Source organism: Streptomyces sp. F001, assembly GCF_004187715.1.
Classification (GTDB): Bacteria; Actinomycetota; Actinomycetes; order Streptomycetales; family Streptomycetaceae; genus Streptomyces; species Streptomyces flavusporus.
This window is the reverse complement of sequence record NZ_QZWF01000013.1, coordinates 108673-134240: the sequence shown is the minus strand read 5'-3', so window position 1 is coordinate 134240 and position 25568 is coordinate 108673. Positions and strand designations below refer to the sequence as shown.

Annotated in this window: 27 protein-coding genes and 1 pseudogene; 10 read left to right on the top strand and 18 right to left on the bottom strand. The window is 70.8% G+C overall.

The window, feature by feature from the left end; genetic code table 11:
• Positions 1 to 10 precede the first annotated feature (10 nt).
• From StrepF001_RS32550 to StrepF001_RS32520, 8 genes are all read right to left on the bottom strand, one after another.
• The gene (locus StrepF001_RS32550; RefSeq protein ID WP_129801770.1) at positions 11 to 721 is read right to left on the bottom strand and encodes a phosphoadenylyl-sulfate reductase; all 711 of its coding nucleotides are present in this window, start codon (positions 719 to 721) and stop codon (positions 11 to 13) included.
• Positions 718 to 897, bottom strand: coding sequence for a hypothetical protein (locus StrepF001_RS32545; protein ID WP_129801769.1), 180 nt, complete (start codon positions 895 to 897; stop codon positions 718 to 720). Before StrepF001_RS32545 ends, StrepF001_RS32550 begins: the two co-directional genes overlap by 4 nt.
• Positions 894 to 2591, bottom strand: coding sequence for a nitrite/sulfite reductase (locus StrepF001_RS32540; RefSeq protein ID WP_129801768.1), 1698 nt, complete (start codon positions 2589 to 2591; stop codon positions 894 to 896). Before StrepF001_RS32540 ends, StrepF001_RS32545 begins: the two co-directional genes overlap by 4 nt.
• A 127-nt stretch (positions 2592 to 2718) precedes the next feature.
• Positions 2719 to 2802 carry a putative leader peptide gene (locus StrepF001_RS50190; protein ID WP_309486338.1) on the bottom strand — a complete coding sequence of 28 codons (84 nt, stop codon included), beginning with the start codon at positions 2800 to 2802 and terminating at the stop codon, positions 2719 to 2721.
• A gap of 127 nt (positions 2803 to 2929) precedes the next feature.
• Entirely contained in the window at positions 2930 to 3502 is a 573-nt protein-coding gene (locus StrepF001_RS32535; RefSeq protein ID WP_129801767.1) for a GNAT family N-acetyltransferase, read from the bottom strand.
• Between the two features lie 46 nt (positions 3503 to 3548).
• A complete protein-coding gene (locus tag StrepF001_RS32530; RefSeq protein WP_129801766.1) occupies positions 3549 to 4781 on the bottom strand; it encodes a hypothetical protein in 1233 nt (410 codons plus the stop codon).
• A gap of 187 nt (positions 4782 to 4968) precedes the next feature.
• Positions 4969 to 6258, bottom strand: a complete 1290-nt coding sequence (locus tag StrepF001_RS32525; RefSeq protein WP_129801765.1) for a GAF domain-containing protein — start codon at positions 6256 to 6258, stop codon at positions 4969 to 4971.
• Between the two features lie 300 nt (positions 6259 to 6558).
• On the bottom strand, positions 6559 to 8193 hold the full coding sequence (locus StrepF001_RS32520) for an acyl-CoA dehydrogenase family protein (RefSeq protein WP_129801764.1): 1635 nt from the start codon (positions 8191 to 8193) through the stop codon (positions 6559 to 6561).
• Between the two features lie 112 nt (positions 8194 to 8305).
• Between StrepF001_RS32520 and StrepF001_RS32515 the strand changes: the two genes are divergently transcribed.
• On the top strand, positions 8306 to 9451 hold the full coding sequence (locus StrepF001_RS32515; RefSeq protein WP_129801763.1) for a YihY/virulence factor BrkB family protein: 1146 nt from the start codon (positions 8306 to 8308) through the stop codon (positions 9449 to 9451).
• Positions 9452 to 9464: 13 nt separating this feature from the next.
• On the opposite strand, the gene StrepF001_RS32510 is transcribed toward StrepF001_RS32515, so the two are convergent.
• Positions 9465 to 10298 (bottom strand): NAD(P)H-binding protein, encoded by an 834-nt coding sequence (locus StrepF001_RS32510; protein ID WP_129801762.1) that lies wholly within the window; start codon positions 10296 to 10298, stop codon positions 9465 to 9467.
• Between the two features lie 81 nt (positions 10299 to 10379).
• Between StrepF001_RS32510 and StrepF001_RS32505 the strand changes: the two genes are divergently transcribed.
• Together StrepF001_RS32505 and StrepF001_RS32500 are read left to right on the top strand one after the other, a co-directional pair.
• Positions 10380 to 11354, top strand: coding sequence for an AraC family transcriptional regulator (locus StrepF001_RS32505; protein WP_129801761.1), 975 nt, complete (start codon positions 10380 to 10382; stop codon positions 11352 to 11354).
• A 10-nt stretch (positions 11355 to 11364) separates the two neighbouring features.
• Positions 11365 to 12048 carry a helix-turn-helix transcriptional regulator gene (locus StrepF001_RS32500; RefSeq protein ID WP_129801760.1) on the top strand — a complete coding sequence of 228 codons (684 nt, stop codon included), beginning with the start codon at positions 11365 to 11367 and terminating at the stop codon, positions 12046 to 12048.
• On the opposite strand, the gene StrepF001_RS32495 is transcribed toward StrepF001_RS32500, so the two are convergent.
• From StrepF001_RS32495 to StrepF001_RS32480, 4 genes are all read right to left on the bottom strand, one after another.
• Entirely contained in the window at positions 12034 to 12438 is a 405-nt protein-coding gene (locus StrepF001_RS32495) for a VOC family protein (RefSeq protein ID WP_129801759.1), read from the bottom strand. The two genes, StrepF001_RS32500 and StrepF001_RS32495, sit on opposite strands and share 15 nt — an antisense overlap.
• Positions 12439 to 12614: 176 nt before the next feature.
• A complete protein-coding gene (locus tag StrepF001_RS32490; RefSeq protein WP_129801758.1) occupies positions 12615 to 13406 on the bottom strand; it encodes an ABC transporter permease in 792 nt (263 codons plus the stop codon).
• Positions 13403 to 14365: an ATP-binding cassette domain-containing protein gene (locus StrepF001_RS32485; RefSeq protein WP_129801757.1), complete on the bottom strand. Its 963-nt coding sequence runs from the start codon at positions 14363 to 14365 to the stop codon at positions 13403 to 13405. Before StrepF001_RS32485 ends, StrepF001_RS32490 begins: the two co-directional genes overlap by 4 nt.
• A gap of 19 nt (positions 14366 to 14384) precedes the next feature.
• Positions 14385 to 15050, bottom strand: a complete 666-nt coding sequence (locus tag StrepF001_RS32480) for a DUF4097 family beta strand repeat-containing protein (RefSeq protein ID WP_129801756.1) — start codon at positions 15048 to 15050, stop codon at positions 14385 to 14387.
• Positions 15051 to 15273: 223 nt separating this feature from the next.
• On the opposite strand from StrepF001_RS32480, the gene StrepF001_RS32475 reads away from it, so the two are divergent.
• Positions 15274 to 16029: a helix-turn-helix domain-containing protein gene (locus tag StrepF001_RS32475; RefSeq protein WP_129801755.1), complete on the top strand. Its 756-nt coding sequence runs from the start codon at positions 15274 to 15276 to the stop codon at positions 16027 to 16029.
• Between the two features lie 24 nt (positions 16030 to 16053).
• On the opposite strand, the gene StrepF001_RS46585 is transcribed toward StrepF001_RS32475, so the two are convergent.
• A complete protein-coding gene (locus tag StrepF001_RS46585) occupies positions 16054 to 17673 on the bottom strand; it encodes an IS1634 family transposase (protein ID WP_206306827.1) in 1620 nt (539 codons plus the stop codon).
• A gap of 221 nt (positions 17674 to 17894) precedes the next feature.
• On the opposite strand from StrepF001_RS46585, the gene StrepF001_RS32465 reads away from it, so the two are divergent.
• Positions 17895 to 18644, top strand: coding sequence for a class I SAM-dependent methyltransferase (locus tag StrepF001_RS32465; RefSeq protein ID WP_129801754.1), 750 nt, complete (start codon positions 17895 to 17897; stop codon positions 18642 to 18644).
• A gap of 137 nt (positions 18645 to 18781) precedes the next feature.
• Positions 18782 to 19113 (top strand): annotated as a pseudogene (locus StrepF001_RS32460) (VOC family protein); the annotation flags it as partial.
• A 440-nt stretch (positions 19114 to 19553) separates the two neighbouring features.
• Here the strand turns inward: StrepF001_RS32460 and StrepF001_RS32455 are convergent.
• Positions 19554 to 20090 (bottom strand): VOC family protein, encoded by a 537-nt coding sequence (locus StrepF001_RS32455; RefSeq protein ID WP_240797781.1) that lies wholly within the window; start codon positions 20088 to 20090, stop codon positions 19554 to 19556.
• Positions 20091 to 20151: 61 nt separating this feature from the next.
• Here StrepF001_RS32455 and StrepF001_RS32450 point away from each other — a divergent pair, with 61 nt between their 5' ends.
• A complete protein-coding gene (locus StrepF001_RS32450) occupies positions 20152 to 20724 on the top strand; it encodes a hypothetical protein (RefSeq protein ID WP_129801753.1) in 573 nt (190 codons plus the stop codon).
• 36 nt (positions 20725 to 20760) lie between these two features.
• Here the strand turns inward: StrepF001_RS32450 and StrepF001_RS32445 are convergent, their stop codons facing one another.
• On the bottom strand, positions 20761 to 20922 hold the full coding sequence (locus StrepF001_RS32445; protein WP_240797780.1) for a DUF397 domain-containing protein: 162 nt from the start codon (positions 20920 to 20922) through the stop codon (positions 20761 to 20763).
• On the bottom strand, positions 20919 to 21743 hold the full coding sequence (locus StrepF001_RS32440) for a helix-turn-helix transcriptional regulator (RefSeq protein WP_165396426.1): 825 nt from the start codon (positions 21741 to 21743) through the stop codon (positions 20919 to 20921). The genes StrepF001_RS32445 and StrepF001_RS32440 overlap by 4 nt, the downstream gene beginning before the upstream one ends.
• Positions 21744 to 21828: 85 nt before the next feature.
• On the opposite strand from StrepF001_RS32440, the gene StrepF001_RS32435 reads away from it, so the two are divergent.
• Positions 21829 to 22251, top strand: coding sequence for an ATP-binding protein (locus StrepF001_RS32435; protein WP_129801819.1), 423 nt, complete (start codon positions 21829 to 21831; stop codon positions 22249 to 22251).
• Positions 22252 to 22258: 7 nt separating this feature from the next.
• Here the strand turns inward: StrepF001_RS32435 and StrepF001_RS32430 are convergent, their stop codons facing one another.
• Positions 22259 to 23233, bottom strand: a complete 975-nt coding sequence (locus StrepF001_RS32430) for a phosphotransferase (protein WP_129801818.1) — start codon at positions 23231 to 23233, stop codon at positions 22259 to 22261.
• An 892-nt stretch (positions 23234 to 24125) separates the two neighbouring features.
• On the opposite strand from StrepF001_RS32430, the gene StrepF001_RS32420 reads away from it, so the two are divergent.
• Together StrepF001_RS32420 and StrepF001_RS32415 are read left to right on the top strand one after the other, a co-directional pair.
• On the top strand, positions 24126 to 24737 hold the full coding sequence (locus StrepF001_RS32420; protein ID WP_129801751.1) for a dihydrofolate reductase family protein: 612 nt from the start codon (positions 24126 to 24128) through the stop codon (positions 24735 to 24737).
• 151 nt (positions 24738 to 24888) lie between these two features.
• Positions 24889 to 25539, top strand: coding sequence for a ThuA domain-containing protein (locus StrepF001_RS32415; protein ID WP_129801750.1), 651 nt, complete (start codon positions 24889 to 24891; stop codon positions 25537 to 25539).
• Positions 25540 to 25568 lie beyond the last annotated feature (29 nt).

Below are 25568 nucleotides of genomic sequence, written 5' to 3'. Positions count from 1 at the left end.
TCAGTGGTCGTCATCCGTGCAGCCCGCACTCGGTCTTGGCCCGCCCGGCCCAGCGGCCTGCCCGCGCGTCCTCGCCCTCGAGGACCCGGCGGGTGCAGGGGGCGCAGCCGATGGAGGCGTATCCGTCCATCAGCAGAGGGTTGGTGAGGACGCCGTGTTCGGCGACGTAGGCGTCCACGTCGTCCTGGGTCCAGCGGGCGATGGGGGAGATCTTCACCTTCTGGCGCTTCTCGTCCCACGCGACGACCGGGGTGTTCGCCCGGGTCGGGGACTCGTCGCGGCGCAGTCCGGTCGCCCAGGCGTCGTAGCCGCGCAGGCCCTGCTCCAGCGGCTGGACCTTGCGCAGGAAGCAGCACCGGTCGGGGTCCCGGTCGTGCAGCTTCGGGCCGTACTCGGCGTCCTGCTCGGCGACCGTCTGGCGTGGGGTGAGGGTGATGACGTTGACGTCCATCACGGCCTCGACCGCGTCCCGGGTGCCGATGGTCTCCTCGAAGTGATAGCCGGTGTCGAGGAAGACGACGTCGACTCCGGGCATCGCGCGGGAGGCGAGGTGGGCGACCACCGCGTCCTCCATCGAGGAGGTCACGCAGAACCGCTTGCCGAAAGTGTCGGCGGCCCACTGGAGGATCTCCAGTGCGGAGGCGTCCTCCAGTTCGCGGCCGGCCTGCTCGGCGAGATCCTTCAACTCCTGGGTCGCTCGGTCTTCCTGAGCCGTCGTCATGTCGGGTCCCCTCCCGTTGGGTCGTGCTGGAGCCCGCGGGCCAGCAGCCCGAGGAACTTCAGCTGGAAGGCGCGGTTGCACGCCGCGCATTCCCAGGCGCCGTGGCCCTGTTCGCTGGGACGCAGGTCCTCGTCGCCGCAGTAGGGGCAGTAGAAGGGCGCGGCACGCTCACTCATGAGAGGGCCTCCTCGGAGGCGCGGGCCGCCCAGGTCGCGAACCGCTCGCCTTCCTCGCGCTCCGCCTGGAAGCGCTTCAGGACGCGCTCGACGTAGTCGGGCAGCTCCTGCGCGGTGACCTTCAGACCGCGCACCTTGCGGCCGAAACCGGCCTCCAGGCCGAGGGCGCCGCCCAGGTGCACCTGGTAGCCCTCGACCTGCTCGCCCTGGTCGTTCATGACCAGCTGCCCCTTGAGACCGATGTCCGCCACCTGGATACGGGCGCAGGCGTTCGGGCAGCCGTTGATGTTGATGGTGATCGGCTCGTCGAAGTCCGGGATCCGGCGCTCCAGTTCGTCGATCAGGGAGGCACCGCGCGCCTTGGTCTCGACGATGGCGAGCTTGCAGTACTCGATGCCGGTGCAGGCCATGGTGCCGCGCCGGAACGGCGAGGGCTGCACCGTGAGGTCCAGCGCCTCCAGGCCCTCGGTCAGGGAGTCGACCTGCGACTCGTCCACGTCGAGCACGATCATCTTCTGCTCGACCGTGGTGCGGACCCGGCCCGAGCCGTGTGCCTCCGCCAAGTCGGCGATCTTCGTCAGGGTGGTGCCGTCGACCCGGCCGACGCGCGGGGCGAAACCGACGTAGTAGCGGCCGTCCTTCTGCCGGTGCACGCCGACGTGGTCGCGCCAGCGCTCCACGGGCTGGGCGGGCGCGGGCCCGTCGACCAGCTTGCGCTTGAGGTACTCGTCCTCCAGCACCTGCCGGAACTTCTCCGCGCCCCAGTCGGCGACGAGGAACTTCAGGCGGGCGCGCGTACGCAGGCGCCGGTAGCCGTAGTCGCGGAAGATCGAGATGACGCCCTCGTAGACGTCCGGGACCTCGTCCAGCGGCACCCAGGCGCCGAGCCGGACGCCGATCTTCGGGTTGGTGGACAGGCCGCCGCCGACCCACAGGTCGAAGCCGGGGCCGTGCTCGGGGTGGTCGACGCCGACGAACGCGATGTCGTTGATCTCGTGCGCCACGTCGAGGAGCGGCGAGCCGGAGATCGCGGACTTGAACTTGCGGGGCAGGTTCGAGAAGGCCTTGTTGCCGATGATCCGGCGCTGGATCTCCTCGATGGCCGGGGAGCCGTCGATGATCTCGTCGGCGGCGATACCGGCGACCGGCGAGCCGAGGACGACGCGGGGCGTGTCACCGCAGGCCTCGGTGGTGGACAGGCCGACCGCCTCCAGGCGGTTCCAGATCTCGGGCACGTCCTCGATCCGGATCCAGTGGTACTGGACGTTCTGCCGGTCGGTGATGTCGGCCGTGCCGCGCGCGAACTCCTGCGAGATCTCCCCGATCACCCGCAGCTGCTGGGTGGTGAGCCGCCCGCCGTCGATGCGCACCCGCAGCATGAAGTACTCGTCGTCCAGCTCCTCCGGCTCCAGGATCGCGGTCTTGCCGCCGTCGATCCCGGGCTTGCGCTGGGTGTACAGACCCCACCAGCGCATCCGGCCGCGCAGGTCGTTGGGGTCGATGGAGTCGAAGCCGCGCTTGGAGTAGATCGTCTCAATGCGTGTCCGCACATTGAGACCGTCGTCGTCCTTCTTGAACTGCTCGTTGCCGTTGAGCGGGGTGAAGTGCCCCGCGGCCCACTGCCCCTCGCCGCGGTGACGGCTCACCTTGCGGCGGGAAGTCGCGGCGGCAGGATCTTGCGGGGTGGCGGCCATGGTTATAGGTCCTTCGGGGCAGGCTGGGAAGCGGCTCTGACCTGCGCGTACGGGCGCATGGGGGCATACGGGCGCATCGTTGCGCAGGGGCAGACAAAGGGGGGAGAACGGCGTTGCTGGAGAGGTCTCAGCTCGCCGGACAGATGGCGCTGGACATGCGGCCGAGGTCGACGTGCCGCCGACTCACCAAGGCAATTCCAGTTCCAGACATGACGGAAGCGTGTCATGGCGATCTGGACAGAGTCCAGCTTCGTCCATCATACGGACACCCTTGTCTCGGATTCCGGAACAAGGGTGTCGTCGCTCACATGGCGCGAACGCCGTCTTGTCGGGCCAGGTCAGACAGGGTATGCGCCGGGCCAGGGGCCGGGCGTGGCCACGTCCGGCTCCTCCTCGACCTTGGTGTCGAAGAGCTGGAAGCCGCGGCGCAGGTAGTTGTCCATCGCGTGCTCGCCGTCCTTGCTGCAGGTGTGCAGCCACACCCGCTTCGTCGACGCCAGGCCCGGCCAGCGGTCCGCCAGGTCCCAGGCGCGCGCGGTGCCGTACGACAGCAGGTGTCCGCCGATGCGGCGCCCGCGGAAGGCGGGAACCAGCCCGAAGTAGACGATCTCCACCACCCCGTCGTCCTGCGGCTCCAGTTCGACGTACCCGGCGGGCGTGCCCCGGTCGTAGGCCACCCAGGTCTCCACCCCGGGCCGGTCCAGGTACTCCCGCCACTGCGCGTAGGTCCAGCCGAGCCGGTCGGTCCAGCGGATGTCGCCGCCGACGGACGCGTACAGGAAACGGCTGAACTCGGGCGAGGGCACCTCGGCGCGGACGATGCGTATGTCGCCCTCCGGAGCGGCGGCCGGGAGCAGGTCGGTGGGTGTGCTCTGCTCCAGGGACCAGGTGGTCACGGGGATGTTCGTCATGCCGGACAGGGAATCATCCGGTCCGGTGCCCTGTCGATCGGCCCAGCTAGTCCATCGCCCTGTCGATCGTGTGCAAGGGCAGCGAGAACAGTACCCGCCCCGACTGCGACCAGACCTCGCCGGTCTCCTCCCAGTGGGACAGCGACTGCGCGGGGCCGCTCCAGCACTGATACGTCTCGTCGGTTCCGCACCGCGCCGCCTGCGCGCCGCCCGGGTCCTGCCGCCACAGCGTCCCGTGCCCGTCGTGCTCACCGGCCGCGCGGGCCAGGTACCACCGGTCGCGGTAGGAGAGCACGCCCCGGACGCCGGTCGCCTTCGTCTCGTAGGCCTCGTAGGGGCCGGTGGTCAGGAGTCCGGCGCCCGACGGGTCGTCGCTGAGGGAGTAGCGCCACAGCCGGGTCGGCCGGTCGTCGCCCGCCGGTACCGACTCACTCGCGACCAGGCTGTCCGGCGTGGTGCTGCGGTCCAGGGAGAGGCCGCCCATACGGGTCCCGCCCGGCAGGCGGTACGAGCCGACGGCGGGCAGCACGTATCCGATGCCGCGTGCCGCCGGGCCGCCGGGTGTCCGGTCGGTCGTGGCGTCGTCGGTGTCGGTGGTGGTGCGCTGGATGCGGTCCAGGTCGTACACGTACAGGGCGCGCCCCTCGTCGCCGGTGACCAGCAGCTTGTCCTGGTACCAGACCATGCCGGACAGCGGCGACAGGAGTGGGCGGTTGTCGCGGCCGTCGGCGGCGGGGACGGCGAGCAGCGCCCAGGTGTAGGAGAGCCGGCCGGGGTCGTTCGCATCGACGAAGGCAACCCGGGCGGCGCCCCTGTGGTCGCTCCAGCCGGAGAGGATCACCCGGTTCGCGCCCCAGCGGCCGTCGTCGTCGGCGTCCCCGGAGGTGGTGACCGCGCCCGGCCGCCACCCCTCGGTGTCGTCCCCGGCCCAGCAGTGGGCGCGGGTGGCGGCGGGCGAGACGGGCAGCGCACGGCGCTCGGCGCCGGTGCAGTCGGCTGCGGGGCGCAGGGCGTGGTCGGCGTCCGCGAGGACGGTGCCGACCCCGACGGTGCCGCCCGCTGCCGAGGCCGGCGACGGGAGCGGTTCCTCGTGGAGGCGCAGTGCCTCGAGCGAGACGTCGGAAGGGAGCGGTTTCAGGGCGCCCGGATCGGCGCTGACCGTGGCCTGGGAGGTGCTGATCAGGGTGGCGGCGCCGGTGAGCGCGAGGGCGGTCCCGGCCAGGAACGCCCGCAGTGCCCGGCCCTGCTTGCGTCGGCGGTGTCTGCCGCGATGCTTCATCCGTCCTCCCGAGGCGGGCCAACTGCACCTGGTGATCCGTGCGTTGGTCCAGGAGCAGGTGGGGTGACCCGTAGGGGATGCTACGGCAGGTCACCGGCGTCGTGGACGAAGACCCCGTAATTCCGCGGAAGATACCGCCTTGTGACCGTACCGACGCACCCTCGGGTCGGAGCATGGTCGCCGCAGGTCAGGGCACGGTTGCCGACGCCCGGGCCCGGACCACCGCCGGTGCGGTCGAGTGCGGCAGCAGCTCGCGCGGGTCGGACGGCAGGATCACCTCGATCTCCACACCCTCACGGAAACGGTACGGCCGGTGTTCCAGAAAACTCCCGAGGTACCGCCGGACCCGCGACAACTCGGCACGCACCGTCACCGTGCGGGCCGGATCGCCGCACATGTCCTGCGCGAGCTGCGCGGCGCTGCGGCCGGCCGGGTGCTGGGCCAGCAGGAACAGCAACTCGCTGTGCCGCGGACTCAGTTCGTGCGTCCAGGAACCCGCGCTGCCGGACACCGTCACCGACCAGCGGCGCGGCTGTCCCAGGTCCAGCACGATCCGGGTGGCCCCGGGCGGCACCGGCTCGTCGGCCGCCCGCACCAGCCAGCCCTCGGCGAGCGGCTCCACCGTGCACAGCCCGAGCGCCGGCAGCCATCGGCGGCCCGCCGACAGCGACTTGGGCAACCCGATCCGGCTGGTGTACGGCATCCCGGTGACCGTCGCGGTCCAGCCGTCCCGGTCCACCACCAGCGCACGGCCGGCCAGCCGGGCGAGCACCGGCGCGCCCACCGCGCGCAGCCGCTCCAGCGCACTCAGATGCAGTTCCCGCAGCCGCGCCTCGGCGAGCTTGGCCACCGAATCGACCCAGGCGAGGGTGGCCGGATGCATCGTCTCCAGCGGGCCGCTGACGTCCACCACGCCGATCAGCCGGCCGTCCCGCGGATCCGTGATGGGAGCGCCGGCGCAGGTCCAGGAGGCGTGCGAGCGCACGAAGTGCTCCGCGGCGAACACCTGCACGGGCTGCCGTACCACCACCGGGGTGCCCACCCCGTTGGTGCCGACGACGTTCTCCCGCCAGTCGGCGCCGAGCAGGAACCCCAGCCCGTCCGCCTTGCGCAGCACCGCCGAACTGCCCTCGCGCCACAGCACCCGGCCCTCCGCGTCGGCGACCACCATGATGTGGTGAGCGGTGTCCGCGACCGACACCAGCCCCTCCCTGAGCACCGGCAGTACATGGCGCAGCGGGGACTCCTCGCGGCGCCGCCGGATCTCCTCCGGCGACAGCAGCCCGGATCTGAAGTCGTGCTCCGGGTCCACCCCGCTGCGCTGCATTCGCCCCCAGGACTCCCCGATGACCGGCCGGGGAGCGAGGTGGGTGCGCTCTCCGGAGAGGGCGGCCTCGCGCATCTCGCTGAGCACCCGTGCCGCCCGCGTCGCGTCGACGGTGGCGAGCTGCGTCACGTTGATCGGCGACCGCGTCACTGAGTTCTCCCGGGATCGACCTCTGGTGTGCGACCGGTGTCGACCCCTGCGGGCCGCGGTTTCCGGTCGCGCCCTGATGGTCCGTCCCATACTGCCGCCCATTGGTGACGGAGGGGCACACTCCGGTCACCGAGATCGGAAAGTTGCAACCCCTTGCAACCCTGGTGAACAGCAGTACGGTGATTGAAACTTGAGCGACGTCGCCCGTGCGGCGCTCATGGCCTCGAGCAGGCCAGGTGGGCAGGGGTGGTGCCGTGTCGGCGCAGCACCACCCCTGCTGACGTGCTCGCACGTCTGAGTTCACGAAAGCGGTTGCGCCCGGGCCACCACCGACCTCAGGTCCAGGGTGTGCGGCAGCGTCCCGAACGCGCTGCCCCAGTCGCCGCCCAGCCGCGAGGCGCAGAACGCGTCGGCGACCTCCGGAGGCGCGTACCGCACGAGCAGTGAGCCCTGCAGCACCACCGCGAGCCGCTCGACGATCCGTCGCGCCCGTGCCTCGATGCCCTCCAGGTCGGCGAGTTCCGTCAGCAGGTTCTTGATCGCGCCGTCCAGCCGGTGGTCCGCGCCGCGCGCCTTGCCGACCTCGGTCAGCCAGGCGTTCAGCGCGGCGGGCTCGCGCTGCAACGCCCGCAGCACATCCAGCGCCTGGACATTGCCCGCGCCCTCCCAGATCGAGTTCAGCGGCGACTCACGCACCAGCCGGGGCAGCCCCGAATCCTCCACGTACCCGTTGCCACCCAGGCACTCGGCCGCCTCCACCGCCACCGGCGTACAGCGCTTGGTCACCCAGTACTTGGCGGCCGGCACCGCCAGCCGCAGAAACGCGCGCTCCTGCTCGCCTCCGTCGTCGTAGGCGGCCGCGAGCCGCAGCGCGAGCGTCGTCGCCGCCTCCGACTCGAGCGCAAGATCGGCCAGAACGTTGCGCATCAGCGGTGCGTCGATCAGCTTTCCGCCGAAGGCCTCGCGGTACGTGCAGTGGTGGATCGCCTGCGCGACCGCCTGCCGCATCAGACCCGCCGAGCCGAGCACACAGTCGAGCCGGGTCGCCGCCACCATCCCGATGATGGTCCGCACCCCGCGCCCCTCGTCGCCGACCCGGCGCGCCCAGGTCCCGTCGAACTCGACCTCGCTCGACGCGTTGGACCGATTGCCCAGTTTGTCCTTCAGCCGCTGCAGGAGGAACACGTTGCGGGTGCCGTCGGGGAGCACCCGCGGCACCAGGAAGCAGGTCAGCCCGCCCGGCGCCTGGGCCAGCACCAGGAACCCGTCCGACATCGGCGCCGAGCAGAACCACTTGTGCCCGGTCAGCTCGTACGTCCCGTCCTGAGCAAGGGGCCGGGCGACGGTCGTGTTGGCGCGGACGTCACTGCCGCCCTGCTTCTCCGTCATGCCCATCCCGAACAGCACCCCGGCCTTCTGGCCGGCGGGCCGCAGCTCACGGTCGTAGACCATCGACGTCAGCCGCGGCTCCCACTCGGCGGCCAGCTCGGGATCCGCGCGCAGGGCGGGCACCGCGGCGTGCGTCATCGACAGCGGGCAGCCGTTGCCCGCGTCGACCTGCGACCAGACCAGGAACCCGGCCGCCCGCCGCACATGCCCGCCGGGCCGCGCCCAGGCCGCGGTCAGGCCCGCCGCGACGCCCTTGCCGAGCAGCCGGTGCCAGGCCGGATGGAAGTCGACCTCGTCGATCCGGTGGCCGTAGCGGTCATGGGTGCGCAGCCTCGGCGGGTGCTCGTTGGCCAGCACCCCCCACTCCTGCACCTGCGCCGACCCGGCGGTCCGCCCGAGCGCCGCCAGCTCGCCGAGGACCTCGTCGAGCAGGGTCGGGTCGAGGTGCCGTTCGACGGCGGCCACCAGGGCACGGTCGGCGGTGAAGACGTCGTAGCCGACGAGCGGTGGGGGCTGGTTGGTCACGGTGTGGGTGCTGCGTGCCATGTGTGCGAACCTACCGCGCGGTACGGGCGGGGTCACCCCGCGGACACGGCAGCCCTCGGCCCACCGTCCCACCAGGGTGAACCGGGCCCCGCACGGCGGATACCTTTGGTTTGTGCAGCCAGCAAGTGAATCCCCCGCGCCGTCCGGCCGTCTCCACCGGGCGCGTGCCCTCTACCGGAACGTCTCCAAGCGCAGGACCGCCTGGCTGCTGCTCAAGGACACCGTCAACTCCTGCATCGAGTACCGCATTCTCGGTCTGGCCGCCGAGGCCGCGTTCTTCACCCTGCTGTCCGTGCCGCCGCTGCTGCTCAGCCTGATCGGCCTGCTCGGCTACGTCGACGACTGGACCGGCACCGACACGATCTCCAGCCTGGAGGCCAACCTCCTGGAGGCCTCGCGCACCGTCCTGTCCGACAAGGGCGTGACCCAGATCGCGCAGCCGATCCTGGACGACGTGATGAAGGGCGGCCGCCCCGACGTCATCTCCATAGGTTTCCTGTTCGCCCTGTGGTCCGGCTCGCGCGCGGTGAACGTCTTCATCGACACCATCACCGTGATGTACGGCCTCGACGGGGTCCGCGGGATCGTCAGGACCCGCCTGGTGGCGTTCCTGCTGTTCCTGGCGGCCCTGCTGATCGGCTCGGTCGCGCTGCCGCTGATGGTGGCCGGCCCCGACGCGGTGGTGCGGATCCTGCCGTGGTCGACGACGGTCGTGCAGGTCCTGTACTGGCCCGTGGTGATCGTGCTGTCCATCGCCTTCCTGACCACGCTCTACCACGTGTCGGTGCCGGTGCGCTCGCCCTGGGTGGAGGACGTCCCCGGCGCCCTGGTCGCCCTCGCCATGTGGGTGCTGGGCAGCTTCCTGCTGCGGATCTACCTGACGAACACCATCGAGGGCGCGACGATCTACGGCTCCCTCGCCGCCGCCGTCGCCGTGCTGCTGTGGATCGGCGTGTCCGCCTTCGCCGTCCTCGTCGGTGCCGCCGTCAACGCGGCCATCGACCGGGTCTGGCCCGCCGCCGCCACGGCCGCCGCCCGCGCCGCCAACGAGCGGATGCGCGAGGCGCAGGTCGCCGAGTACGTCGCCCGCGCGGCCGCGGCCCGCGAGCACGACCCGGACCCGGACGACCCCGACATGCCGTCCGAGTTCCCGGAGCGCTGGTCCCGCTTCCTCCCGCCGGAGGACGTGACCTCCCGCCTGCGCACACAGGTCAAGAGCACGCACAAGGGGGGCGGGGAGACGCCGCCGCAGGAGTAGGGCCGCTGGGCGCTCAGGCCCTCCACGTCCCCGCCGCCGCGGCCTCGGCGGCGAACTCCGCGAAGTCGCGCGGCTCGCGCCCCAGCACCCGCTGGACGCCGTCCGACAGATGCGAGTTCCGCCCGTCGAGCAGCGTCTCGAACACCTCCACGAGCAGCTCGACCTCCTCGTCCGGCACACCGAGTCCGGCCAGGTGCTCGCCGTACGCACGCGGCGGGACGGGCCTGTACGTCAGCTCGCGCCCGGTCGCCTTCGCGATCTCCGCGACCGCCTCCCCGAACGTCAGCAGCCGCGGCCCGGACACGTCGACCGCCTTCCCCACGTACCGGTCACCCGCCAGCAGCACCGCCACCACCACGTCGGCGATGTCCCGCACATCGATGAACGGCTCGCGCACCTCACCACCGGGGAACACCAGCTCCCCGCCCAGCCGCAACCCCTCCACCAGCGGCCCTTCGCTGAAGTTCTGCATGAACCACGCCGCCTGTACGACCGTCCAGTCCGCGGCCGACTCCCGCAGCGCCTCCTCGGTCGGCCGCGCCTGCTCCTCGCCGCGCGCCGACAGCAGCACCAGCCGCCGTACGCCGAGCGAGACCGCTTCGTGCGCGAGCAGCCCGACCGCCCGCGTGGCCGCCGCCGAACCGACGTCCCCGGGGTGGACGAGATACGCCGCGTCGGCGCCCCGCAGCGTCTGCGCCCACGTCGACCGGTCCGCCCAGTCGAAGCCCTGGGCGCGCGTGGCGGGCCGCACCGTCAGCCCGGCGGCCTGCACGGCCCGGGCGACCCGGCTGCCCGTACGACCGGACGCACCGGTCACTACCACCGTCATGTCCGTTTTCCGTGTCATGAGTCCAGTGAACTGCCGCAGTGCGGTACGGGCCCATCGCTGAACGGCTCATTCCCATACGTGCACATCTACGCTGGCCGCATGGATGCACTCGCAGGTCTCCTGGAGGGTCCCCGCGCGCGGGGCGCCTTCATGATCCGGGCGTGCTTCGATCCGCCGTGGGCCGTCCGGGTGGAGGACCAGGCGCCGCTGACGGTGATGCTGATGGTGCGCGGCGACGCCTGGGTCGTCCCGGACACGGGGGAGCGGGTGCGGCTGCGGGCCGGCGACCTCGCCATCGCCCGCGGCCCCGCCCCCTACACCTGCGCCGACGACCCCGGCACGCCGCCGCAGGCGCTGATCCTGCCGGGCGCCGAGTGCCGCTACCCCGACGGCCGCTCCCTGCGCGGCTCCATGGACCTGGGCGTCCGCACCTGGGGCGACCGCCTCGACGGCTCGGCCGTCATGCTGATCGGCACCTACCTCTGGCGGGGCGAGATCAGCGGCCGGCTGCTGGACGCCCTGCCCCCGCTGCTGTCCCTGCCCTCCGACGTGTGGCGCTGCCCGCTCACGCCGCTGCTCATGGAGGAGATCGTGCGCGACGAACCGGGCCAGGAGGTCGTCCTGGACCGGCTGCTGGACCTGCTGGTCATCGCCGCGCTGCGGGCCTGGTTCTCCCGGCCCGAGGCCGAGGCCCCCGCCTGGTACCGGGCGTTGGCGGACCCGGCCGTGGGCCGGGTGCTGCGCCTCGTCCAGGACGACCCCGCCCACCCGTGGACCGTGGCGTCGCTCGCCGTCAAGGCCGGGGTGTCGCGGGCCGCGCTGGCCCGCCGCTTCACCGACCTGGTCGGCGAACCCCCCATGGCCTACCTCACCGGCTGGCGCCTCGCCCTCGCCGCCGACCGGCTGCGCGACTCCGACGACACCCTGGAGGCGATCGCCCGCCAGGTCGGCTACGGCAGCGCCTTCGCCCTGTCCAACGCCTTCAAACGGGTGTACGGGGTGAGCCCGCAGGAACACCGGACGCGGGGAGCGCAGATCGTCGGGGTCGCCGGACAGGCCCCGGGGGCGTCGTAGTCTGGCGTACGTGTACGCGGAGCGGGCGTCCAGGGTGAGCGGGGCGGTGGTGTGGACGAACACGCCGACCGGGTCCGGTGCGGGGCGGGTCCTGCCCGACGGCTGCATGGACCTGCTCTGGAACGACGGCAGGCTGCTCGTCGCCGGCCCGGACACACACGCGTACGTCACCGAGGGCACGGCTGGGCCCTGGGCGGGTGTCCGCTTCTACCCGGGCACCGCGCCCACCCTCCTGGGGATGCCCGCGTACGAGGTCCGCGACCGGCGCGTCGAGCTTGCCGACCTGTGGCCGGCCGCGCGCGCACGGCAGCTCACCGCACGCGTGAACGCGGCCGCCGATCCGGCCGGCGGGCTGGAGGACGTGGCCCTGCGTCTCGCGGCCGACGCCGAGCCGCCCGACCCCCTGCTGCGGCAGGTCGTCGCGGCCCTGGACGCGGGCCGCCCGGTCGCCGCCACGGCCGACGAACTCGGCGTCGGCGCACGCCGGTTGCACCGCCGCTCACTGGCCGCGTTCGGCTACGGCCCGAAGACGCTGGCCCGCGTACTGCGGCTGCAACGGGCGCTGACGCTGGCACGGCAGGGCGTGCCCTTCGCGGACACGGCGACCCGGGCCGGATTCGCGGACCAGGCCCACCTGGCCCGGGACGTACGGGAGTTGGCGGGAACCACGCTGGGCGAGCTACTCGCCGGCTGACGGCAGCGGCGCGAACAGGTCGACCCCGCCTCCGTCCGGGTCGTTCAGGACGGCGTAGCGCTGACCCCAGAAGGCGTCCCACGGCTTGAGCTCGCCCCGGTAGCCGGCACCCACCATCTCCTCGTACACCGCGTCGACCTCACCGGGCCCGTCGCACAGCAGCGCGAGCGAGGCCCGGCCGCCCCCGACGGGCGGCTGCCACCCGGGATGGAAGGACCGCACGCTCTCCTCGCTGTCCAGCAACAGCCGCAGCCCGCCGGGCAGTTCGGCCTCGGCGTGCGGCTGCTCCTCGGCACCCTCGGGGAACGCGAACCCAAGACGACGGTAGAAGGCAACAGAGGCGGCCATGTCGGAGACGACCAGGCCGATGGCATCGAATCGTGGACTCATGGGGCCACCGTAGGAGGCACCGGGAGGCGGGGTCTTGAAGGAATCGGACACGGCGGGACGGGGCTGAGTGCCTGATGGCGATGACGCGGAAAGGGCGGCGTACACCGACGCGGTGTCGGAGTACGCCGCCCTGGGGCGGGACGAGGTGCGGGAGGCGGCCCGCGCTGTCATGGCAGTTACTTCGGGCCGCGGTTGAACAACGCCATCGACCAGCGGTAGCCGAGCGCGGACAGGCCGACGCACCAGGCGATCGCGATCCACCAGTTGTTGCCGATCTCGGTGCCGAGCAGCAGGCCGCGCAGGGTCTCGATGGCCGGCGTGAACGGCTGGTACTCGGCGATCGGCTGGAACCAGCCCGGCATCGTGTCGGCCGGGATGAAGGCGCTCGAGATGAGCGGCAGGAGGATCAGCGGCATGGCCATGTTGCTGGCCGCCTCGGCGTTCGGGCTGGCCATGCCCATCCCGACCGCGATCCAGGTGAGCGCCAGCGCGAAGAGCGCGAGCAGCCCGAACGCCGCCAGCCACTCCACGGCCGTGGCGCCGGTGGACCGGAAGCCGATGGCCACGGCGACGGCACCGACGAGGACCAGGCTGGCGAGCACCTGCAGCACGCTGCCGACGACGTGCCCGATGATCACGGAGCCGCGGTGGATCGCCATCGTGCGGAAGCGGGCGATGAGGCCCTCGGCCATATCGGTGGAGACGGACACCGCGGCCCCGATCACGGTGCTGCCGATGGTCATCATCAGGATGCCCGGGACGATATAGGCGATGTACTCGGAGCGATCGGCGCCGCCGCCACCGATGCCCGCGCTCATCACGTCGCCGAAGATGTAGACGAAGAGCAGCAGCAGCATGACCGGCGTCAGCAGCAGGTTCAGGGTCAGCGACGGGTAGCGCCGCGCGTGCAGGAGGTTACGGCGCAGCATCGTGGACCAGTCGCGTGCGGCGAGGGAGAGGGAGCTCATCGGACAGCCTCCTTGGGCTCGTTGGGCTGGCTCGGCACGGTGGAGCCGGTCAGGGCGAAGAACACGTCGTCGAGGTCGGGGGTGTGCACGGTCAGCTCGTCCGCCTCGATGCCGGCCGAGTCCAGCCGGTCGAGGATGGAGCGCAGCTCGCGCTGGGTGCCGTCGCTGGGGATCTGCAGCGCCAGCGCCTCGTCGTCCCTGGTGACCTCGCGCAGCGCGGAGGCGGCGGACTGGTAGGCGGCCGGATCGGCGAAGCGGAGCCGCACGTGCCCACCCGGGATGAGCCGCTTGAGCTTCTCGGCGGTGCCCTCGGCGGCGATCTTGCCGTTGTTGAGCACGGCGATACGGTCGGCGAGTTCGTCGGCCTCCTCCAGGTACTGGGTGGTGAGGAAGACGGTGACGCCGTCGGCGACCAGTTCGCGGATGATCTGCCACATGTTGTGGCGGCTGCGGGGGTCGAGGCCGGTGGTCGGCTCGTCGAGGAAGATGATCCGCGGACCGCCGACCAGGGTCATGGCGATGTCCAGGCGGCGCTTCATGCCGCCGGAGTAGGTGGAGGCGGGCTTCTGGGCGGCGTCGACGAGGTCGAAGCGCTCCAGCAGTTCGGCGGCGGTGCGCTGCCCCTCGTGCTTGGGCAGGTGGTGCAGGTCCGCCATGAGGAGCATGTTCTCCTCGCCGGTGATCAGGCCGTCGACGGCGGAGAACTGCCCGGTGACGCCGATCGCGGCACGCACCGCCTGCGGGTCGGCGGCCAGGTCGTGGCCGCCGACGTGCAGGTCGCCGGCGTCGGCGGTGATGAGGGTGGAGAGGATCTTGACGGCGGTGGTCTTTCCGGCGCCGTTCGGGCCGAGCAGGGAGAAGATCGTTCCTTCCGGGACGGTCAGGTCGATACCGTCGAGCACGGTCTTGTCGCCGTAGGACTTGCGCAGCCCGTGTGCCGCGATGGCCAGGTTGGTCATGAGGGGAGCTCCTTGAGGCTCAGAGGCTGCGGGCGGTGATGTCGCCGTAGGCGGTGGTCGCGTGGATGTCGAGTTCGGCGGTGCCATCGTTCTTGAGGGCGTTGCTGACGCGGCCGTAGTCGGTGCCGGCGTCCAGGACGGCCGAGACGCCGGCGGCGGCGCCGACCGAAATGTCGCCGGACTGGGTGCGGAGCACGACCGTGCCGCGCACGGCCTCGGTGATGCGGATGTCGCCCCTTGTGGTGCTGATCTCCGCGGGGCCGCCCAGCCGGCCGACCTCGACGTCGCCGTCGAGCGCGGTGAGGCGGACGCTCGCGGCCTCGTCGATCTTGATCTGGCGGTATGCGCCGTCGAAGACGATGTCGCCGAGGCGTCCGACGCCGCGGAGTTCGGCGCCGGCGGTCTTGGCCTCGATGCGGGAGCCGGCGGGCAGCTGGATGGTCACCTCGATGGCTCCGGAGGGGCCGAAGGCCTGGTTCTTGGCCGGTGCGGCCTCGAGCCGCAGGACGCCGTCGGCATAGGCGACGGTGGTCTGCTCCGCGGTCTTGGTGTCGCGGCTCTTGGAGGGGGTGGCGGGCAGGACCTCGACGGTGGTGTCGGCGCGGTCTGCGGCGATGAACCGGATGCGTCCAGCGGGGATGTCCAGGACGGCGGAGATCGGGGCGGGGGTGTCGAACTTCTGCATCGCGGGCTCCTGCGACTCGTTGTTTCGAATTATGGAAAAGCTACGTTGCGTTCAGTGTTCTGACAACAAGCGTGTTGCGCGAAATCCCTATCGGTGCAGGTGAAAGCCGAGAAAGTATTGCAATGGCTTCAAGGGTAATGCAACGGCCTTCAATCTGTGCGTTGCAATAAACTGAGGCTGAACGCTATGGTGGAGGCACGCAAGGAGTACGAAGGAGACCGCGATGCCCGGAGGCAGACTCACCCAGCAGGAACGCCAGCAGATCGTGCTGGGACTGGCCGACGGCCTCGCCTACGCCGAGATCGCCCGACGCCTGGACCGTCCGACCTCGACCGTCACCCGCGAGGTGATGCGCAACGGCGGCCCCACCGCCTACCGCGCCGACCTGGCCCACCGCGCCACCGAACGCCGCACCCGCCGACGCAGGCAGACCGTGCCCCGCGGGGTGGAGGCGCCCGCGCAGGCGCACGGACGCGACGCCGAGGCGGTGCGCGAGTACGAGGAGGTGTTCACCACCGTCGTCATGCAATCGGGCATGCCCAAGATGATGTCCCGGGTGCTGGCCTGCATCACCCTCACCGACACGGGCAGCCTCACCGCGTCCGAACTCGCCCAGCGCCTCCAGGTCAGCCCGGCGTCCGTCTCCAAAGCGGTCGCGTTCCTCGAGAGCCAGGGCCTCGTCCGCCGGGAGCGTGACGAGCGCCGCCGCGAGCGCTACGTCGTCGACGACGACGTCTGGTACCAGTCGATGATGGCCAGCGCCCGGTCCATCGCCCAGATCGTCGAGACCGCCCGGCAGGGCGTCGGTGTCCTCGGCCCCGACACCCCGGCCGGTGCCCGCTTCGAGAACATCGCCCGCTTCCTCGACTTCGTCGGCGAGAGCACCGCCCGCGCCGCGGAGCAGGCCCGCGACATCCTCCACACGAAACCCGAAACGCCCTCAGACGGCACTGCCGAGCCACGTTCAGATCGCGGCTAGATCCGTACTTCGCGGGTAGCTCGTTCAGGTCTCTGGCCAGCGGGGATGTGTGGGTTCCAGGCCAAGGAGGTCGAGGAGATGAAGCTGGACTCCTCGGCTGATGACGATGGTGGGCGGGTCGGTGGCATGGCCGACCCGCAGCCGCAGGCCGGAGAGGTGGTAGAGGATCATCCGTCCCGTGGGACGGACTCTCTGGTTTCCCGGATACAGGCCCTGCATCTTCTGATCGCCCCCCAGGGCCCGGCGGACCTGGCGCTCGATCAGGCAGAACACCAGCAGGGCCAGGCAGATCACGGTGACCAGTGCGGCGAGGCGCTTGTTGTCCTGGACGAAGATCGGGGTGACGGCCAGGGGGCCTTTGAAGTTTCCGTAGCGGCGCTCGACGGCACCCTGGCCTTTGTGGCGCCGCAGGACCTCGGCGGCATCGGCCTGTTCGGGGGTGAGGGTGGTCAGCAACGCGTACCAGCCGTCGACTGCCGCCTCGGCATCGAGCACGGCCTGGTCGAAGTGCCAGTGCAGGGCGGGTCGGCCGGCGGTGTCGGTGGTGACGGTCGTGCGCAGGCAGTCGGTCACCCGCCGGGTCTTGGCGATCACGCCGATGCGTGCGGTGACCTTCTCCGCTGTGTTGTAGTAGCGCCCGCCGGCGCCTCGTTGGAGTTTTTCGAGGTCTTCGCGTGCTTTGGCCAGGCGTTTCTCGCGGGCCCGCTGCTGGCCTTTGGCATTGCCGGTGGAGTGCACCAGGATCCGGCGGACTTCTGCCTTGGGGTCACGCTTGCGTGGTCCCGTCAGGACGTGGGTGTCCTCCAGCACGCGGTAGGTCTCCCGCCGGTCGTCCGGGGTGTTCTCGTCCCGGGCCGGGACGTAGTCCACGACGGTGGCCGCATCGAGGTCGAGGGCCGCATAGACCGCGTCGTCGACCATGGAGGCCGGGGCCGGGGCGATGAACGCCGTTCTGGCCGCGATCAGCGCGGTGACGTTGTGGTAGGAGACGAGTTTGGAGTCGGCGATCAGCAAGAACTCCTTGGGCCCTGCTATCGCCCGCAGGCTGTTCATGGTGGAGGTGATCTGGGAGATCTCCGCGGCTCCGCCGTCGATGACGCGCGACAGCAGCGGGATACCGCCGTCGCCGGTCACCGCCAGGCCGGTCTGGATCTGCTTGAGGTCGTACCTGCGGTCCTTGGGATGCCCGTGCCTGACCTGGGGATAGTCCTCGTCCTGGTCATCGGCCGGGTAGGCGCCGTGCAGGGACATGGACGTCATGTCCCAGTGGAACGTGGACACATCGATGCCGAACTCGCCGATCGCGCGGGCGCCGACGCTGTCGGTGATCTCCTGAAGGTGCGGGGCGACGGCGTCCAGCGCCCGGCCCAGGCGGTCGTCGTTGAGCAGCTCCGGCTCGATGCCGAAGACGTCCTCCACCGCCCACTCGCGGGCCCAGTCGTCCACCCGCCACAGCGGGGCGGGCGCGGTCAGCCGGTTGGCCACCAGCGTCTCGATGACCGCGCCATGCGTCACATGAGCGATGTCGCGGCCCGGGCACAACCGGTCGACGGTCCCGGCCAGGTCCAGCCGGCGCAGAAACTCGGCAGCGACAGGCAGAGCGCCCAGACGCTTCTCCACCACGGCGCTGACCACGCAGTTCATGCGTGGCCGCACCGTCCGTGGCCGCGGGGACCGGGAAGACTTCGTCACACCCCACCCAACGCCACACCACCGGCCCAGGACACCCCCGGACCGGTCACACCATACGAATCACCGACCCGCGAAGTACGGAGCTAGAGCGTCAACCGCCGCGCCGGTCCCCGACCCTGCTGAGTGCCGGTAATCCACTTGCCCGCCCCCGCCTGCCTCTCTACCGTCGCCGCATGGTTGACGCGATCTTCGGGCACCCGCGACTGGCCGCGATCTACGACGTGCTCGACTCCGACCGCAGCGACCTCGACGCCTACCTCGGCATCACCGGGGAGTTCGCCGCACGCCGGGTGCTGGACATCGGCTGCGGAACGGGCGTTTTCGCGCTGCTGCTGGCCGACCGCGGCATCGAGGCCGTCGGCGTCGATCCCGCGCAAGCCTCCCTGGACGTCGCCCGCGCGAAACCGGGCGGCGACCGCGTCCGCTGGATCCATGGCGACGCGACGGCGCTTCCACCGCTCCAGGCGGACCTCGCGACGATGACCGGCAACGTCGCCCAGGCCATCGTCGACCCGCAGATGTGGCGGGCGACCCTGCGGGCATCCCACGCCGCCCTGCAACCGGGCGGACACCTGGTCTTCGAGACCCGCGATCCGGCCCGCCGCGCCTGGGAGGAGTGGAACCGGGACGCCACCCACCGCGTCACGGACGTCCCCGGCGTCGGTGCGGTCGAGAACTGGGTCGAAGTGACCGACGCCGACGGGCCGTTGGTGACCTTCCGCTGGACCTTCGTGTTCACGACGGACGGCGCACGCCTGACCTCGGACTCCACCCTGCGGTTCCGCTCACGCGAGGAGGTGGAGGCGGATCTTCTCGACGCGGGATTCACGGTGGACGACATCCGGGACGCTCCCGACAGACCCGGGCGGGAGTTCGTGTTCGTGGCGCGCAAGCCGGGTGGCGCGCAGCGGATACGACAGTGAGTGTTTCGGTCGGGAGCAGGAGGTTGAAGCGCGGCGGCGGTCCGGCGTACCGCCGCGCATGCCCGCCGCCGCGGCGGGTACGACCCCTCCCGTACAGGGGCGTTGCGGAAGCGGCCGAAGAGCGAGGGGTGTCGGAAGTGATTCGAAAGCTGCAGGCGGTCGCGCTGGACTGCGCCGATCCGGTACGGCTCGCGGAGTTCTACGCGGATCTGCTCGGCGGGCGGGTGGTCGCGGATCCGGAGGATCCCGACTGGGTCGAGGTGCAGGGGTTCGAGGGGACGCCGCTGGCCTGCCAGCGGGTGGACGGCTACCGAGCGCCCGAATGGCCCGGCCAGGAGCGCCCGCAGCAGCTCCACCTGGACTTCGACGTGGACGACCTCGAGGGCGAGGAGAAGCGGGCGCTCGCCCTCGGCGCGACCGTGCTGGAGCGGACGACCTCCGCCCGGAGGCCAACTGGCGGATTTACGCGACCCGGCGGCATCCGTTCTGCTCTGCTCCACTGAGTCCACCGGACCCATCGCAGTCACTGAGGCGCCGCATCAGGATCGGCCGTCGGGCGGGGACTTCGGCCCCGGGTTCGATCAGCCAGGCGCAGCCCAGCGACACGGCCGGCACCAGCGCGTCGACGCGGGTGTGGGGTTTGTGCAATGTGTTCGAGAAGTCGATTGGTCCCGGTGCGCGATCTACCTCGCTGGCGCCCTCATCTGCTACCGCCTCTACACAACTGAGGCGATCTTTTATTGGTTTGCCGTCGGCTGCCCGGTCGGATAGGAAGCTTGCATGCTAATGGGCAGCAAGGTCGGGCTCAGGGGTCGTTTTAGTCGAACCGCACCGGCCCCCGCGGTGTGTCCACCGTGAAGGTCAGGCCCACCGGGCCCTCTGCGAGGGTGAGTTCCGTGTCCAGGGCGGTCAGGAGGGGGCGGAGCTCGGCCGGGTCGGGGGTGGTGGCCGAGAGGGCCCAGGGGAGTGGTGGGCAGGTCCGACCGTGGGGTGGGGTGAGGCGCCCCAGTCGATGAGGAAGGGGACCAGGCCGGAGGGGTGGGCGGCCACGCCGTCGGTCAGGCGCCACTGCAGGAGCGTGCCGTCAGGAGTGCGGCGGCTCATCGGGAGTGGCGGGCCGGGGTCGTAGCCCCGGGCACGGGCGGCCGCGATCGCCGCGTCGAGGTCGGGAGGGCTGATCGCCCAGGTGAGCGTGCGCGGTCCCGGCAACTCGTCGACGCCGAAGGGGCGCGGCCCGTCGGGCGTGGACTGTTCCGGGCCCGGACCGATGATCTCCAGGTAAGCGGTTCCGCCCAGACCGACCAGATAGTTGCGGGTCCCGAGACCGACGTGCGTGCCGCCGACCGCCGGTGCCACACCGGTGCGCCGGGTGAAGTCGGCAACCGTCGCCGCCAGATCGGGCGTTGCGAGGACGAGATGGTCCAGGTGTGCCGGAATCGTGTTCATCGTCACCGAGGCTACGCAACCCCTACCCAACTGTGGAACACCTGTGCGGCAGGATGGACGCATGATGCGTCCCGTACGTGCGCTGCCCCTGGCCGCCCTGCTGATTCCGGTACTCCTCACCGGCTGCGGCACCGAGAAGGAGCCCGCCGATCCGGCGGAAATCGCCTCCCGCGCCTCGGCGTTGGGCATCGCACCGGAACACGTCTACGTCACCGAGGCGGACGGCTTCACCCTCGCCCAGCAGTCCGTCGGCGTGTACGGCGGCGACGGCTTCTCCTCCGTGTACGTGTCACAGCAGGCCGGCGCGCAGATCCAGCTCACCGTCGACCGGGGCACCGTCACCTCCGCCAACTGTCCCGACTGCGCGCGCGACGGCGATGCCTGGTACCGCAGCGCCGGAGAGCAGCGTGAGTACGCCGTGCCGAAGGACGGGCACGTGCTGCGGCTCAGCGGCGGTCCCGGCGTCTCCCGTGACGTGTTGCGGGAGGCCGCCCTCGACGCCCACCACCCGTCTGCCGACGAACTCGACACCCTCCTGCCGACCGCCTCCGATGCCACGGAGCCGGTGGAACGCGGTGATCTGCCGCCGGTCGGTGACGGGGCGCCCAACAACGACGTGGGGGCGGGCGGCTGACTGAAGCAACTCAACAACCGGCGTTGTTGGCAAGCTTCAGGAAGGCGGTCCAGGTGGCGGGGGTGACGTGAGGTGGGGGTGTGGGGGCTTGGAGTCGCGGATGTGGATGGTGGTGGGCTGGAGGGCGACTTCGATGCATGCGCCGCCCTCGTCGCCGCTGTAGCTGGACTTGAACCATTCAAGTGCGGTGCCGCTCATTGCTCTCCCAGAAGACGGTCCAACAAGTCCCTCGTGTCCTCGGTGTTGAGGGCCTGCGTCCGCAGCATCGCATACTTCTGGGTGAGGATCCCCACGCCGTCAGGATCGGCGATCAACTGGCTGCCGCGCTGGGTCTCGCTGTACGCCAGCCGCTGGTACTCGGGAGTTTCCAGCAGGATGAACGGGCCATTGAGCCCGGCGTGGGAGGTGCGACCGAGCGGCAAGATCTGGAGTGCGAGACCGGGTAGATCGGCGTACTCGCGTAGGTGCCGCACCTGTTCGAAGTACACCTCGTCCCCACCCAGGCGGTCGCGCAGCGCCGCCTCCCAGATCACGAAGCTCGTCGTCGGCGGCACTTTGCGGTGCAAAACCTCCCGCCGCTCGATGCGCTTCGCCACCAACTGCTCGATCTCGTCTTCGTCGTAGACCGGCACGCGGCTACCGAAGATCGCTCGTGCGTATGCCTCGGTCTGGAGCAGACCCGGGACCAGCAGGCTCTCGTACCACGAGATGGTGATCGCCTCCCGCTCCCGATCCAAGTACTCCTCGGCCCACATCGGGACGAGATCCACCTCCGGCATCCAGCTCAACGCAGTCGTCAACGCTCCCTTGGTCTGCAGGAATTCGTCGAACTGCTCGGCGAGATCCGGCTTCAGCGGCCGTCGGCCCTGCTCGATCGAGGCGATCTGCTGCTCGCCGACGACGAACCGCTCACCCAGCGTCTTCTGCGTGTATCCGGCGGCCTCGCGATAGAGGGCGAGCAGCGCGCCCACCATCTTCATCGCCGAGGCGTTCCTCCGTGACCGTCGAGTCGTGCTCATGCGGTCCAACTCCCCACCTGCCCACGTACGTTCACCGTCGCGCACCCGTACAAACCGGCTGTACGAGCGCACGCACTGTTTCATGATGGCTACAGCCTGTGACTCTCGTCACGTGAACGCAGAGATTCCTCACCCGTCCCCGCGGGAACGCCTCTTCCGCCGCGAACGTCAGTCCGTCCCCGCCGCCCGCGCGTTCACGCGCGAGGCGCTCGTCGACTGGGGTGTGCGGGAGCGGGCGTACGACGTCGTGCTGTGTGTCAGCGAACTCGCCACCAACGCCCTCGTGCACGGCGTACCGCCCGGCCGCGGCTTCCTGCTCCGGCTGTCGTACGACGACGGGGTGTGCGTCGAGGTCCACGACAGCGGGGACGGCGTGCCGAACGCGCGGGAGCCCGGCGAGGGCGCGGGCGGGCGCGGGCTGCTGCTGGTGTCGGAGCTGGCGGACAAGTGGGGCGTGGGGGAGCGGGATCCGGGGAAGATCGTGTGGTGCGAGTTCGCCGACGGGTGAGGGGCGTTCAGGCGCGGACCAGTTCCAGCGCCTTCCGCAGGTTGTACTCGGCGATGCCCGCCATGGACGCCCGGTTGGGGAAGTCTCCGTCGAGCAGCCGCAGTGGGCCCGCCGTCAGCGAGAGCCGCTGTGCCAGCGTGTAGAACGCGAGCCGGTCCTCGTCCAGTCCGTCCACGCCCAGGGGCTGGTAGGCGTCGTGCAGGCGGATCCGCAGAAAGACGTGCTCCCACTCGACGTCGAAGTACATCGAGCCCTCGATGTCGATCAACACCGGGTGCCCGTCCGTGCCCACCAGCACATGGTCGGGCCCCAGTTCGCCGTGTACGACCGCGTACTCCGTGCGCGGTCGTACCGCCGCCGCCAGGCCCAGCAGTCGCTCCTCCAGCCGGTCGCGGGCTCCCGCGATCCGCGGATCACGCGCCCCTGCCTCGGCGAGGTCCCGCAGCGCACGCTCCAGGACGACCCCCTCGCACGACGTCCCGCGCGACGTTCCTCCTGCGTCGACCACGGCCACCTTGCCGTATGTGGAGGCCCGATGACGCCGCATCGCCTCCAGCGCCTCCCCGAGCCGGGCCATGACGGGGGCAGCCGCGCGTGGGTCGCGAGCAAGCACCTCCTCCAGGTTCTCGCCGGGGAGGTCCTCGACGATCGCGAGGTCGGCCGGGTAGTGGGCGCCATCACGGTCGACGAGACGGATCGCCGGGACGCGGACGCCGAGCGCATCCAGTCGCGCGTGCGCGGCCTCGAACAGGTCGAGCCCGAGACCGGGCGAGAACGGATCGGTGAGGTCGTCGTCACCCTCGGCCGCCGGCCAGTAGTTCTCGGCATCGGCCCACAGGTAGGCGATCACGGTCGTCGCGTCGTCCATCACCAGGCGGTACACGCCCTTCTTACTGCCACCCGCGACCCGCTCAACCGCCTCCAGCCGCCGTCCGCCCCCCAACGCGGCCCGCGCCGCACCCGCCAACTGCTCCCGCGCCACTGCCCTGGCTGCCACGCTCCGAACCACCTCTCCACCACGACAACCCGCGCACCCTACGGGAGCATCGACTCGGGGGCGATTGGGTTCTTCCGCATCTGAGGACGCGCCGACCCGGTTCACGGTGAGTGTTCGCGCGCCCAGACGGTCGTCTGCACGGAAGCCGACGGCCGTGTCCACGCAGCTGGTGTACCGGCTGCAGGTGTTACGTATTCGGGAGATGTGTAACACCTGCGGCTTTACCTCCCCTTGAGCAGCCGCCGTACACCACGTCCGTGGACGTGACCAAGCCGGCCGCAGAAAGCGAGACGATCGCTGGCTCGCCGGAGCAGGTAACGCTCTCGGACCGGCGGACGCAACGCAGTTGGTCCGTCGAGCTTGCGCCGTACCAGCTGGCGACGTTCCAGATCACCAGGCCTGTACGCACAGATCACCGGCCGGCGGCGGGCACCGCCCGCGGGACCAGTTGCCCGTCGAGGGGATCTCTTGGAGAGACGTGGTCCACTTCTGCAATGCCCTGGCGCAATGCGACGGGATCCCCGGTTTCCGGTGGGGCCAGGAGAGGCTGAAGGAGAGGTCGTCACCGATCTCGGCGCCGATGTCCTCGATGACCAATGCGCGGACGAGACAACCCTGCCGTGGCCAGGAGCCTGCCCCTGTGGACTCGCCGGACGCCGACAACTGGTCTCCGCGTTTCGCCGCGTTGCAAGGACATCAAGGGTTTCTCCATTTCCCATCCAGGAGGCACCCCGCAGCAACCCGACCACTGGGCAGTTGCTGCCTCTCACCGGGCGTCACCTAATGGATCACGCCTGTTACTTGGTGTGGGAGCGGTCGCGTCTCCCCTCCGAGGAGGTTGAATCGGCCATCGAGGCCGAAGAGAGAATGGTGCGTGATGAAACTGGTTGTGCAGGAGTTCCTGACGCTCGACGGTGTCTCCCAGGGGCCGGGGTCCCCGGACGAGGACACCAGCGACGGGTTCACGCGGGGCGGCTGGTTCGTGCCGAACTTGGACGAGGAGTTCGACCGACTGGCCGGTAGCTGGCTCCGCGAGGCGGACGCGTTCCTGTTCGGCCGCCGTACCTACCAGAACTTCGCGCGGGACTGGCCGAAGATGACCGACCACCCCAACGCCCGCATCCTCAACGGCCTGCCGAAGTACGTGGCCTCCCACAGCCTGACCAAGGCCGAGTGGAACCCGACCACGATCCTGTCCGGCGACATCCCCGCCCAGGTCGCCGAACTGAAGCGGCAGCCCGGCCGGGAACTGCAGATCCACGGCAGCGCCCAGTTGGCCCAGTCCCTGCTCGCCGCCGGGCTGATCGACACGTTGCGGCTTGTGATCGCCCCGGTCGTGGTGGGCCAGGGCCGTCGCCTGTTCCCGGACGGCGGCGCACCGGCCGGCCTGCGGCTCGTCAGCCATCGGACGACGCCGGGCGGCCTCTCGGTGCACATCTTCGAATCGACGGGGCTTCCGGAGTACGGGACCTACGGGGCCGACTCGTAGGCCCGTGGTGCCGGACCGGGGCCGACGGAAGTGATCGCCGGTCGGACCAGGTCCGGCAGCGCGATGAGCGGGTGTGTGCGCCGGGATCCAAAACTTTCGGACCTTCCATGGGCAGGGGGACCGCCGTCCCGGTCCGTCTACGCTCGGCAGCATGCTTCCCCGACTCCTCGTCCACACCCGCACCACCGCCTACCGCCACGACTCCATCCCGGCCGCCGTCGCCGCCCTCCGTGCGCTCGGGGACTTCGACGTGCACCACACCGAGGAGCCCGCGGACCTGGAGATCCCGCTGGACGGATACGCCGCCGTCGTCTTCCTCTCCACCAGCGGCGAGGTCCTGACGGAGGCCGGACGGGAACAGCTCGCCGCGTACGTCGAGTCGGGCGGCGGATTCGTCGGCGTACACGCGGCCGCCTGCACCGAGTACGAGTGGCCGTACTACGGCGAACTGCTCGGCGCCCGATTCGACCGGCACCCCGAGTACCAGCCCGGAAAGGCCCTCGTCGAGGACCGCGATCACCCCGCCACCCGCCACCTGCCGGCCGTCTGGGACTTCACCGACGAGTGGTACGACTTCCGCACCAACCCACGGGGTTCGGTGCGGGTGCTCGTGTCCGCCGACGAGTCGTCGTACCAGGGCGGGCGGATGGGCGACGACCATCCACTGGTGTGGTGCCGGGAGCAGAGGGCCGGGCGCGTCTTCTACACCGCGCTCGGACACGCCTCCGAGGCGTACGCCGACCCGGACTTCCGTGCCCATCTGAGGGGCGGGATCATCTGGGCGGCCCGGCTCGGAGAGTAGGCCGGCCAGGTTCGAGCGGTGCCGTGGTT

Bases quoted from the DNA above. Each gene is read 5' to 3' on its own strand.
- StrepF001_RS32520 (WP_129801764.1), bottom strand. From the start codon at position 8,193: ATGGCACGCAGCACCCACACCGTGACCAACCAGCCCCCACCGCTCGTC.
- StrepF001_RS32415 (WP_129801750.1), top strand. From the start codon at position 24,889: ATGCTTCCCCGACTCCTCGTCCACACCCGCACCACCGCCTACCGCCAC.
- StrepF001_RS50190 (WP_309486338.1), bottom strand. From the start codon at position 2,802: ATGTCTGGAACTGGAATTGCCTTGGTGAGTCGGCGGCACGTCGACCTC.
- StrepF001_RS32475 (WP_129801755.1), top strand. From the start codon at position 15,274: ATGCCCGGAGGCAGACTCACCCAGCAGGAACGCCAGCAGATCGTGCTG.
- StrepF001_RS32550 (WP_129801770.1), bottom strand. From the start codon at position 721: ATGACGACGGCTCAGGAAGACCGAGCGACCCAGGAGTTGAAGGATCTC.
- StrepF001_RS32435 (WP_129801819.1), top strand. From the start codon at position 21,829: ATGGCTACAGCCTGTGACTCTCGTCACGTGAACGCAGAGATTCCTCAC.
- StrepF001_RS32490 (WP_129801758.1), bottom strand. From the start codon at position 13,406: ATGAGCTCCCTCTCCCTCGCCGCACGCGACTGGTCCACGATGCTGCGC.
- StrepF001_RS32420 (WP_129801751.1), top strand. From the start codon at position 24,126: ATGAAACTGGTTGTGCAGGAGTTCCTGACGCTCGACGGTGTCTCCCAG.
- StrepF001_RS46585 (WP_206306827.1), bottom strand. From the start codon at position 17,673: ATGAACTGCGTGGTCAGCGCCGTGGTGGAGAAGCGTCTGGGCGCTCTG.
- StrepF001_RS32540 (WP_129801768.1), bottom strand. From the start codon at position 2,591: ATGGCCGCCACCCCGCAAGATCCTGCCGCCGCGACTTCCCGCCGCAAG.
- StrepF001_RS32485 (WP_129801757.1), bottom strand. From the start codon at position 14,365: ATGACCAACCTGGCCATCGCGGCACACGGGCTGCGCAAGTCCTACGGC.
- StrepF001_RS32450 (WP_129801753.1), top strand. From the start codon at position 20,152: ATGATGCGTCCCGTACGTGCGCTGCCCCTGGCCGCCCTGCTGATTCCG.
- StrepF001_RS32480 (WP_129801756.1), bottom strand. From the start codon at position 15,050: ATGCAGAAGTTCGACACCCCCGCCCCGATCTCCGCCGTCCTGGACATC.
- StrepF001_RS32455 (WP_240797781.1), bottom strand. From the start codon at position 20,090: ATGAACACGATTCCGGCACACCTGGACCATCTCGTCCTCGCAACGCCC.
- StrepF001_RS32495 (WP_129801759.1), bottom strand. From the start codon at position 12,438: ATGAGTCCACGATTCGATGCCATCGGCCTGGTCGTCTCCGACATGGCC.
- StrepF001_RS32465 (WP_129801754.1), top strand. From the start codon at position 17,895: ATGGTTGACGCGATCTTCGGGCACCCGCGACTGGCCGCGATCTACGAC.
- StrepF001_RS32510 (WP_129801762.1), bottom strand. From the start codon at position 10,298: ATGACACGGAAAACGGACATGACGGTGGTAGTGACCGGTGCGTCCGGT.
- StrepF001_RS32535 (WP_129801767.1), bottom strand. From the start codon at position 3,502: ATGACGAACATCCCCGTGACCACCTGGTCCCTGGAGCAGAGCACACCC.
- StrepF001_RS32530 (WP_129801766.1), bottom strand. From the start codon at position 4,781: ATGAAGCATCGCGGCAGACACCGCCGACGCAAGCAGGGCCGGGCACTG.
- StrepF001_RS32445 (WP_240797780.1), bottom strand. From the start codon at position 20,922: ATGAGCGGCACCGCACTTGAATGGTTCAAGTCCAGCTACAGCGGCGAC.
- StrepF001_RS32545 (WP_129801769.1), bottom strand. From the start codon at position 897: ATGAGTGAGCGTGCCGCGCCCTTCTACTGCCCCTACTGCGGCGACGAG.
- StrepF001_RS32505 (WP_129801761.1), top strand. From the start codon at position 10,380: ATGGATGCACTCGCAGGTCTCCTGGAGGGTCCCCGCGCGCGGGGCGCC.
- StrepF001_RS32440 (WP_165396426.1), bottom strand. From the start codon at position 21,743: ATGAGCACGACTCGACGGTCACGGAGGAACGCCTCGGCGATGAAGATG.